11 protein-coding genes are annotated in these 8,937 nt (G+C 64.9%); 6 read left to right on the top strand and 5 right to left on the bottom strand.

Going from position 1 to position 8,937, the window contains the following annotated elements:
• The coding region (locus tag AX735_RS13180; RefSeq protein WP_202189578.1) for a GspH/FimT family protein at positions 1-342 on the top strand (342 nt) is incomplete at its 5' end.
• Here the strand turns inward: AX735_RS13180 and AX735_RS13175 are convergent.
• The 3 genes from AX735_RS13175 to ypfJ all read right to left on the bottom strand — a co-directional run bounded on the left by AX735_RS13175 (position 343) and on the right by ypfJ (position 3,155).
• A complete protein-coding gene (locus AX735_RS13175) occupies positions 343-1,509 on the bottom strand; it encodes an alpha-hydroxy acid oxidase (RefSeq protein ID WP_066280972.1) in 1,167 nt (388 codons plus the stop codon). It lies immediately after the preceding gene.
• A 161-nt stretch (positions 1,510-1,670) separates the two neighbouring features.
• Positions 1,671-2,198 (bottom strand): hypothetical protein, encoded by a 528-nt coding sequence (locus AX735_RS13170; RefSeq protein WP_066280964.1) that lies wholly within the window; start codon positions 2,196-2,198, stop codon positions 1,671-1,673.
• Between the two features lie 81 nt (positions 2,199-2,279).
• On the bottom strand, positions 2,280-3,155 hold the full coding sequence (ypfJ, locus tag AX735_RS13165; RefSeq protein ID WP_066280987.1) for a KPN_02809 family neutral zinc metallopeptidase: 876 nt from the start codon (positions 3,153-3,155) through the stop codon (positions 2,280-2,282).
• Between the two features lie 140 nt (positions 3,156-3,295).
• Here ypfJ and AX735_RS13160 point away from each other — a divergent pair, with 140 nt between their 5' ends.
• From AX735_RS13160 to AX735_RS13150, 3 genes are all read left to right on the top strand, one after another.
• Complete coding sequence (locus tag AX735_RS13160) at positions 3,296-4,450, top strand: patatin-like phospholipase family protein (protein WP_066280959.1); 1,155 nt, start codon at positions 3,296-3,298, stop codon at positions 4,448-4,450.
• Between the two features lie 18 nt (positions 4,451-4,468).
• Entirely contained in the window at positions 4,469-5,059 is a 591-nt protein-coding gene (locus tag AX735_RS13155) for a DUF4893 domain-containing protein (protein WP_066280953.1), read from the top strand.
• Positions 5,060-5,224: 165 nt separating this feature from the next.
• Positions 5,225-6,562 carry an amidohydrolase gene (locus AX735_RS13150; protein ID WP_066280949.1) on the top strand — a complete coding sequence of 446 codons (1,338 nt, stop codon included), beginning with the start codon at positions 5,225-5,227 and terminating at the stop codon, positions 6,560-6,562.
• Here AX735_RS13150 and AX735_RS13145 read toward each other — a convergent pair whose 3' ends face one another.
• Complete coding sequence (locus tag AX735_RS13145; protein ID WP_171007814.1) at positions 6,563-7,381, bottom strand: division plane positioning ATPase MipZ; 819 nt, start codon at positions 7,379-7,381, stop codon at positions 6,563-6,565.
• Positions 7,382-7,494: 113 nt separating this feature from the next.
• Here AX735_RS13145 and panC point away from each other — a divergent pair, with 113 nt between their 5' ends.
• The gene (gene panC / locus AX735_RS13140) at positions 7,495-8,340 is read left to right on the top strand and encodes a pantoate--beta-alanine ligase (protein WP_066280976.1); all 846 of its coding nucleotides are present in this window, start codon (positions 7,495-7,497) and stop codon (positions 8,338-8,340) included.
• 107 nt (positions 8,341-8,447) lie between these two features.
• Positions 8,448-8,744, top strand: coding sequence for a sel1 repeat family protein (locus AX735_RS13135; protein ID WP_023839049.1), 297 nt, complete (start codon positions 8,448-8,450; stop codon positions 8,742-8,744).
• Positions 8,745-8,748: 4 nt separating this feature from the next.
• Here the strand turns inward: AX735_RS13135 and AX735_RS13130 are convergent.
• Positions 8,749-8,937, bottom strand: a 189-nt coding sequence (locus AX735_RS13130; RefSeq protein WP_156447502.1) for a prolyl oligopeptidase family serine peptidase, incomplete at its 5' end; no start/stop codon positions are given.

Raw genomic sequence — 8,937 nt, 5'->3', positions numbered from 1 at the left:
CCACACCGCGATCGGGCGCGCGACGAGGCGGTGGTGAGCGCGCGCCCGATCGCGGTGTGGATCGCGCCATCCGGTTATGGCTTCGATGCGCGGCAGGACCGCGCCTGGGTGCCGCTCGATGCGCGCACCCTGCCCAGCCAGGACTGGAAGCCGGGCACGATCGCGCGGATCGAGGGCGATACGGATGAAGGCGAGCAGAAGCCCGAGGATCAGGGCCGTGCGCGCTTCTGGTTCGATGCAACCGGCCTGCCCAACCGGTCCGTCACCGTGGTACTGGCGCGCGGCTCGAACAGCGACCGCGTCGTGATCAGCGCGACCGGTGAGGTCGGCCGCCCCAAATAGTCACCGCCAGCGCAGATTGCCCCGGCCAAGCTGGTCGAGCCGGGTAACGCCCATCAGCTTCATGCCGCGCTCGATCTCGCCGCGCAGATTGGCGAGCGTCCGCTCGACCCCGCGCTGCCCGCCGGCGGCGAGCGCATAGAGATACAGCCGCCCGCCCGAACAGGCCTTGGCCCCGACGCTGAGCGCTTTCAGCACATGCGTGCCGCGTGTGATGCCGCCATCGCAGATCACCTCGATCCGGTCGCCGACCGCATCGACGATTTCGGCGAGCTGGTCGAACGGGGCGCGGCTGCCATCGAGCTGCCGCCCGCCATGGTTGGAGACCATGATCGCGGTTGCGCCGATATCGACCGCGCGGCGCGCATCCTCGACGCTCATCACGCCCTTGAGGCAGAAGGGGCCGCCCCATTGGCTGCGGATCTGCTCGGCCATCGCCCAGTCCATGTTCTGGTCGAGCATGGTGTTGAAATAGTCGGCGACCGAGATCGCGGCATCGGTGCCTGCGGCGACATGGCTTTCGAGGTTCGGAAGCGAGAAGCGCTCCCGCCCCAGATAGTTGAGCGTCCAGCCGGGATGCGTCGCGAAGCTGATCGCCGAAGACGGCGTCAGGCGCGGCGGCGAGGTGAAGCCGGTATGCAGGCAGCGCTCGCGCTTGCCCGACACGATCGTATCCACCGTCAGCGCCAGCGCATCGAACTTCGCATCCTTGGCCGCCTGGATCAGCGCGGCGTTTAGCCCCTTGTCCTTGTGGACATAGAGCTGGAACAGCTTGGGGCTCGAAATGCTCTCGCCAATCTCCGCGAGGCTCACCGTGGCGAGCGAGGAAATGCCGAAGAACGTGCCGAACTTCTCGGCGGCCGCGCCCACCGCCTTCTCGCCGCGCCAGTGGAACAGCCGCTGCAATGCGGTGGGGGAGAGGAACAGCGGCATGTCGATCTTGCGGCCCATCAGCGTGGTCGACATGTCGATATCGGCAACGCCCGCGAGCACATTGGGAACGAGATCGCAGTCTTCATAGGCCTGAGTGTTGCGGTTGCGGGTTACCTCGTCATCGGCGGCCCCGTCGATGTAATGGAAGACCGGATAGGGCAGCTTTTTGCGCGCGAGCTCGCGGAAATCATCGACCGTGTGGCAATCGCCCAGCCGTCGCACCGGAAAACGTCGCATGTTGTGCCCCCCTAAAAATCCTCCCCGGAACGGGGAGTGGGACCGCTAAGCGGTGGAGGGGCAGCGGGATTGTGTTTCGCTCCGCGCAACTGCCGGACGCTTCCCCTCCGTCTCACCTGCGGCGAGCCACCTCCCCTAAAGGGTGAGGATTTTGAAGCAAGTCACTTCACTGCATTCGGCTCGGGGGCGGAAGGATATTTGCAGCCGCGTTGCAGGCCGACGCCCTTGAGGAAGCTGCGCCGCACGACGCCGGCATAGACGGCAGCATTGTACCGCCGCTCCTGCGCGGCCGCGCCCGAAATCTCGCGGATCACGCCGCGGAACGGGATGATCGAATTGACGATGATGCCGCCGACCCGGCCCGCGGTTGCCTTGCGCTTCTCGTCGCGGCTGGCCTCGTTGACGACATCGAGATCCTCGCCCAGCACCGCGTCCATGTCGCCAATGGCGCTGCGGATCTGCGCGCAGCTCTTGATGCCCGCGAGCGAATAGGGCTTGTCCTGGATGCGCAGCAGATTTTCCGGAATGTCCTTCTTGTCGATGCCGACATCCTGCGCCGGCTGGGTGACGACATCCTCGGCCATTTTCTCAGTGGTCTTGGGGCGATCGGCCGCCTGATTCTGGGCAGCGGCGGGCAGGGCTGTGCCCAGAAGTGCGAGCGTGGCGATGGCGGTAACGGTGTAGCGCATGGTTCTTCCCCTGTTGCATCGGCGTCGCATGCGACGCCCGTCTCAGCGCATACGCATCATACCGGCAAACGATGCGCCCAGTTACAACCGTGCCGCGCTGAAGGTGTCGCACTGCGCCGGATCACCGGTTGTCAGCCCCTTCTTGAGCCAGGCCATGCGCTGGGCCGAGGTGCCGTGCGTGAAGCTTTCCGGAACGGGCCTGCGTCCTGCCGCCTTTTGCAGCGTATCGTCGCCGATGGCATTGGCGGCGGTCAGCCCTTCCTCGATATCGCCCGGCTCGATCCGGTCGCGGTTGCGCGCCGCCCACACCCCGGCATAGCAGTCCGCCTCCAGCTCCATGCGCACCTGCAACTCGTTGCCTTCAGCCTCACTCGCTGCCTGTTGCGCGCGGCGGACCTCGTTCGAGCGCCCGGTGATCGTCTGGATATGATGGCCGACCTCGTGCGCGATGACATAGGCCTGGGCGAAATCTCCCGCCGCCTGGAAGCGCGTGGCGAGCTCGTCGAAAAAGCTGGTGTCGAGATAGATCCCATTGTCCGCCGGGCAGTAGAATGGCCCCATTGCACTCTGCGCCGCGCCGCAGCCAGAGCGGCCGTTGCGGTCATAGAAGGTCAGCGTGGCGGGCTGATATTGCTGCCCCTGTTCGCGGAAGATCGCGCCCCAGGTGTCCTCGGTGCTGGCGAGTACCTGGCAGCTGAACTTGCTCTTTTCATCGACCGCGCAGCTCTGCGCGGCATTCTGTCCGCCCTGCTGGGTCTGGACAGGCGCGCCGCCGGGCAGGCCGCCGCCCTGCATCAGGTCCATGGGGTTGATGCCGAAGACCAGGGCCGCGATGCCCAGGATGATGACCGTGCCGATCCCCATCTTGCCGCCGCCGATGGGAAGGTTGAAGCCGCCGCCGCCACCGCCGCGCTGATCGGAAATATTGTCGCTGGTGCGATAATCGTCGAGCTTCATGACCGGCGCTGTTCCCTTTTGCGGCTTGGCTTCGAACAGTAACACCGGAAGGTGCGATTTAGCACCATCGATTTTTTCCCGAACTGGTCTATTGTGCAGTGCGGCATAAATGCGCTGCCCCATGCCCTGGAGAAACTGGAATGCCCGCATCGCTCGAACAGATGGACCTGCAATCGGCCGCGGTGCCTTTGCCGCCGACGGTCGCCTTGCTGCTGCAGGGCGGCGGCGCGCTCGGCTCGTATCAGGCGGGCGTGTTCAGCGAACTGGTGCGTCAGAATGTACGGATCGACTGGGTCGCGGGCATCTCGATCGGCGCGATCAACTCGGCGATCATCGCGGGCAACGAGCCGCAAGTCGCATGCCAGCGGCTGCGCGAGTTCTGGGAACTGGTAACTTCGGGCTCTCCCAATTTCGTCTGGGGAGACAGCGACGCGCTGCGCGAGATAAACCATTTTGCAGGCGCTGCTGCGGCTGCCACGGTTGGCGTGCCGGGTTTCTTCCGCCCGCACCTGATCCCTGCGCCAATGGCCTGGCCGGGCACGCCGGCGGCGGTCAGCATGTACGATACCAGCGAGATGGCCAAGACGCTCGATCGGTTCGTCGATTGGGACAGGCTCAACAACGGGCCGGTGCGCTTTTCGGTCGGCGCGGTGAACGTGGAATCGGGCAATTTCTATTATTTCGACACGCGCGATCCGCAAGGCCCGCAGACCATCGACGCGCGGCATATCCTGGCCTCCGGCGCGCTGCCGCCGGGCTTTCCGCCGATCGAGATCAACGGCAAATATTACTGGGACGGCGGTTTGGTCAGCAACACGCCGCTGGCCTATGTGCTCGAGAACCAGACCAGCGACATGCTCGCCTTCCAGGTCGATCTCTTCCCCGCCAAGGGCGAGGTGCCGACCAAGTTCGCCGATGTCATGAGCCGCGAGAAGGACATCCGCTATTCGAGCCGCACCCGCCAGGTGACCGATTATTATCTCAAGCTGCGCAAGGAGCATGCGGCGCTGCGCAACGTGCTGTCGATGTTGCCTGCCGACATGTGCAGCCAACCCGATGTGCAGCGCGTGCGGGCACTGGTGACCGACAATGCGGTCAACATCGTGCACCTGATCTACAAGGTGCAGAAATGGGAGAGCGGGATGCGCGATTTCGAATTCTCGCGCGCGACGATGGAAGTGCACTGGCAGCAGGGCATAGACGCGGTGCGCGCGACAATGCAGAAGGGCGACATCCTGGCGCAGAACATTCTAGACGGAAAGACCGCCGCGTTCGACCTTGCGCCGCACAAATAGCCAAGCGGGAGAGGCTCGATGCAATTCGGATGGAAGACACTGGCGGCAATGGCGCTGCTGTCGGCAAGCGGCGCGGCGATCGCCGAGCGCTGGCAGGATGTCGCCACCCCCGCCGATGCCGCGCGCCTGAAGCAGCGCGATGCGACCTTCGTCGCCGCGCTGAAAGAGGTGCGCGCGTCCGAATATGCGGGCGAGCTGGCGAAGAATCCGCTGCTCTACGATCCGGACACGCGCCTTGCCGACCCGCTGCCGCCGGAGGGCAAATACCGGTGCGCGACGCACAAGCTGGGCGGGCAGTATCTGGCGTTCGTGGCCTATCCCGATTTCGTCTGCGCCATCTATGGCACTGGCGACAAGAGGCAGTTCGTCAAGCTCACCGGATCGCAGCGCCCGGTCGGCTATATCCATGCGGACACGAAGCGCAGCGGCGTGTTCCTGGGGTCGCTGATGCTCGGCGACGATGCCGGGCTTGTGCCTTATGGCCAGGACAAGGAGCGCGACCTGGCGGGCACGGTCGAACGGATCGGCAAGGATCGCTGGCGGATCGTCTTTCCGCGGCCCTATTACGAATCGACGATGGACATTATCGATCTGCGGCCCGTGAAATAAGGGCCGCCCTCGTCGTCACCCCCGCGAAGGCGGGGGCCCGCTTTCCATTTCCCCGGATACGCAAAAGCGGGATTCCCGCGTTCGCGGGAATGACGGGCGGAAACCCATTGGCGTAACCGCATCAAGGCGTTAGCCTGACCCCAACACATGTCTGGGGAGACACTCATGCCGGTCGCCAAGTTTCTCGCGCGCGCTGTTGCCGCATCCGCCCTCGCGCTTGTCGCAGCTACGCCGCTCGCTGCGCAGGACACGGTCCGTGCCGATATCGCCGCCGATATGCCCGGGCTGATGGACCTGTACCGCGACCTGCACGCCAATCCGGAACTGAGCTTCCAGGAAGTGCGCACCGCCAAGAAGCTCGCCGTCGAAGCGCGCAGGCTGGGTTTCGAGGTGACCGAGGGCGTCGGCAAGACCGGCGTGGTCGCGGTGATGAAGAACGGCCCCGGCCCGGTGGTAATGCTGCGCGCTGATATGGACGGGCTGCCGGTGGTCGAACAGACCGGGCTGCCCTTTGCCAGCAAGGTGCGCGCGATGAGCCCGGCGGGGATCGAGACCGGGGTGATGCACGCCTGCGGCCACGACACGCACATGACCGGCTGGGTCGCCACCGCGCGGCAGCTGGTCAAGCGCAAGGCCGAATGGTCGGGCACGCTGGTGATGATCCTGCAGCCGGCGGAGGAGATCGGCTCGGGCGCGGTCGCGATGCTCAATGACGGGCTGTTCACGCGCTTTCCCAAGCCGCAATATGTGCTGGGCTTTCACGATGCCGCGCAGGCCCCGGCCGGTTTCATCGGCTATACGCCGGGCTTCGCGCTCGCCAATGTCGACAGCGTCGACATCAAGGTGAAGGGTCTGGGCGGGCACGGCGCCTATCCGCAATCGACCAAGGACCCGATTGTGCTCGCCGCGCGCATCGTCACCACGCTGCAGACGCTGATCAGCCGCGAGCTCGATCCGCAGGATGCTGCCGTGGTCACCGTGGGCAGCTTCCAGGCAGGCGCCAAGCACAATATCATCTCGGACGAGGCGACGCTGCTGCTGACCGTGCGCAGCTATTCGGACGAGACCCGCGCGAAGATCCTCGACGGGATCAAGCGGATCGCGAAGGGAGAGGCGATTGCCGCGGGCGTGCCCGAGGACAGGATGCCCGAGGTCAAGCTTGCCGATACCTTCACCCCGGCGGTCTATAACAGCCCCGAATTCACCACCGAGATCGGCACTTTCCTCAAAGGCCGGTTCGGCGAACAGCGCGTCGCGCAGGTCGCGCCATCGATGGGCGGCGAGGATTTCAGCCGTTTCTACCGGGCCGATCCCGACAACATCAAGAGCATGATCTTCTGGGTCGGCGGGGTGCCTTTGGGAGAATATACCAAGGCGAAGAAGGAGGGCATTGAAATGCCCTCGCTGCACAGCCCGTTCTGGGCGCCCGAGGCCGATACCGTCATCGCGACCGCTGCCGAGGCGATGACCGCGATGACGCTCAAGCTGATGAAAAAGCCCTGATCAGATCAGCTGCGGCTGCCGTTCCGGCGAGCGGCTGCCCACGCCCGGCAGGTTGAGCGCGGAGACCATCTCGCGCAATTCCTGCCGCGCGATGATGTGGCTGGTGCCGAGGTCCGCGAGATGGCCCTTGTCGAGCAGCGTGAGGCCCGAGGGGAAGAGTTCGCGATAGACCACGCGCTCGGACAGGCCCTGGACATAGCGGAAGCCGACGCGTTTCGACAATTCGGCGAGCGCGGCATCGAGCCTGCGCTTGTTGCGCGCATCGGTCTGCTGGGTGCGGTTGCGTAGGACCACCCAGTCGATCTCGATCCCGTCGGTCTTCGCGCGCGCCTTGCGGGCTTCCCAGATCAGCTCGGCATAGAAGCTCAGGCGGCGGACCTTGAAATTCTCCGGATCGACCTGGCCGATCAGGTCAAAATCGACGAAGCTGTCGTTGAGCGGAGTGACCAGCGTGTCGGCGCGGGTGGCGACGAAGCGCGCGAACTTGTCGTCGCGCCCCGGCGTGTCATAGACCAGGAAATCGCAATCGCCGCTCAGCGCTTCGACCATCTGTTCGAGCCGCGCCTGGTTGTCGTCCTTGAACACCTCGAACTTCGGCGTGGGCAGCTCGATGCCGCGGCGCTGCTGGGTCTGGACGCGGTTTTCCAGATAGCGGTGCAGCGTGCGCTGGCGCGGATCGAGGTCGATCGCGCTGACGCGAAAGCCCAGATACGACAAGGCGACGGCGACATGCACCGCGCTGGTCGATTTGCCGGTGCCGCCCTTTTCATTGGCAAACACGATGTGATGCGGAGACGCCTTGCGCGTCATCATGTCCATGGTCTTTCCAGCCCCTTCCAGCAGGCCCATGATTGTGCCAGTGCTGCAGTGTGAATCGCATGGGCCATCCGCCCGGCGATGTTGCCGCGTTCCCTATCGGAGGCTTTACCAAGGTGCAAATCTTACGTCGGGTTGACAGGCTGCGGTCGGCGGTGTCGCTGCTCAAGGGGCAGGGCGGGCATGTCGCGCTGGTGCCCACCATGGGGGCGCTGCACGCCGGGCATATGCAGCTGGTGAAGGAAGCCAAGCAGCGTGCCGACCATGTCGTGGTGTCGATCTTCGTCAATCCCAAGCAGTTCGGTGCCAACGAGGACCTCGATGCCTATCCGCGCCAGGAGGACAGCGATGCCGCCATGCTGAGCGAGGCGGGCGTGGCGATCCTGTGGGCGCCCGATGTCGAGCAGGTCTATCCCGCGGGCTTCGCAACCAATGTCAGCGTCGCCGGGGTCAGCGACGGGCTGTGCGGCGCGGCGCGGCCCGGCCATTTCGATGGTGTCGCGACGGTGGTCGCCAAGCTGTTCAACCAGGTTCAGCCCGACATGGCGCTGTTCGGCGAGAAGGATTACCAGCAACTGGCGGTCATCCGTGCGATGGCGCGCGACCTCAATTTCGGGCTCGACATCATCGGCGTGCCGACGGTGCGCGATGCCGACGGCCTGGCGCTGTCATCGCGCAACGCGTATCTCAGCAGCGAGGAACGCGCCGCTGCGGCGATGCTGCCGCGCGCGATGCAGGCGGGGATCGCGGTGATCGAGGCAGGAGGACCCGTCAGGGTCGCGCTCGAGGGAATCGAGCAGGCCTTGCTTTCGGCAGGATTCGCTTCGGTCGATTACGTCACGCTGGCCGATTCCCTGACGTTGGAGCCTCTGGAAGAGGCGAACAGGCCCGGCCGTCTGCTGGTCGCTGCGCGCATTGGGCGCACGCGTCTGATCGACAATATGCCGGTAGCCCCGCGATGATTGTAAAACTTTTGGCATGGTATCTGCCGAATTAACCATTTCTTCACCATGGTTTCCCAATCTTGCCCCGTCGGAAAAACCGGCCATGCAATAGAGGGGCATGTGAGATGGCAAACAGTCTGAAGTCTGCGACGTTTCTGATCGAGAGTAAGCTCGCGGCGGCCGCGCGCGGCGACATCAACGCCTATTTTGAATTGGGCGTGGCGTTCTCCACCGGCGGGCACGGCGTCAATGTCGACCTGATCGAGGCGCACAAATGGTTCAACCTCGCCGCCGTGAAGGGCCATGAGGAAAGCCAGCTCTGCCGGGCCGAAATCTCCGAAGAGATGACCGCACGGCAGATCGCCGAAGCCCAGCGCGAAGCCCGCGCCTGGCTCCAGCAGATTGCAGCGCGCGCCGCCTGACGGTCTAGCGCGCTGCCTTTCGGTAGCGTTCGAACCAGGCGATGATCGCCGAAGCCTTGGCCGCGCTTTGCGACGGCCTCGCCGCGATTCCGCCATGGCTGGCGCCTGGCACCTTGACCAGCGCCGTGGGCACGCCGACCAGCTTGAGCGCGGTATAATATTGCTCTGACTCGCTCACCGGGGTGCGATAATC

It is taken from the genome of Blastomonas sp. CCH1-A6, assembly GCF_001556365.1.
In the GTDB taxonomy this organism is placed as follows: domain Bacteria; phylum Pseudomonadota; class Alphaproteobacteria; order Sphingomonadales; family Sphingomonadaceae; genus Blastomonas; species Blastomonas ursincola.
Note: the sequence above shows the minus strand (reverse complement) of the source record. Positions and strands in the feature narration are given on the sequence as shown.